At 35.9% G+C, this 516-nt stretch carries 1 protein-coding gene; it reads left to right on the top strand.

Going from position 1 to position 516, the window contains the following annotated elements; genetic code table 11:
* Positions 1–79 precede the first annotated feature (79 nt).
* Positions 80–490: a VOC family protein gene (locus tag A6E06_RS15190; protein ID WP_061037537.1), complete on the top strand. Its 411-nt coding sequence runs from the start codon at positions 80–82 to the stop codon at positions 488–490.
* Positions 491–516 lie beyond the last annotated feature (26 nt).

The raw sequence follows: 516 nt of genomic DNA on the forward strand, positions 1-516 counted from the left end.
TATGCAGGCGTTATATGCAAAAATGAGTTTATGAGCTAAATAGGGTAGAATTCTACTTTTGAACTGTAGTGAGCCACAAATGAATAAGCCCATCGAACAAAGAATTGGTAATATCGCCTTAGTTGTTGAAAACTATGATGATGCAATTGAATTTTATACCAAAAAACTACAATTTGAACTTGTCGAAGATACTGATTTAGGCGGTGGTAAACGTTGGGTTCAAATATCTCCACCTAATTCAACAGGAACAAATTTGCTATTGGCTCAAGCAAGTAATGATGACCAATTAAAATCAGTTGGCAATCAAGCTGGCGGTCGTGTTTTCTTATTTCTTCAAACTAATGATTTCTGGCGTGACTATGAGTTTATGAAAGCTCAAGGTGTCGAGTTTACTGAAGAACCACGTGTTGAAGAATACGGCACAGTTGTTGTATTTAAAGACTTATACGGTACAAAATGGGACTTATTGCAGCTAAATCAAGCTAACTAAGTCTGTAGCATATAACAAATGCATCA

Origin of the sequence: Aliivibrio sp. 1S175 (assembly GCF_001690985.1) — a bacterium.
GTDB lineage: Bacteria > Pseudomonadota > Gammaproteobacteria > Enterobacterales > Vibrionaceae > Aliivibrio.

Bases quoted from the DNA above. Each gene is read 5' to 3' on its own strand.
- A6E06_RS15190 (WP_061037537.1), top strand. From the start codon at position 80: ATGAATAAGCCCATCGAACAAAGAATTGGTAATATCGCCTTAGTTGTT.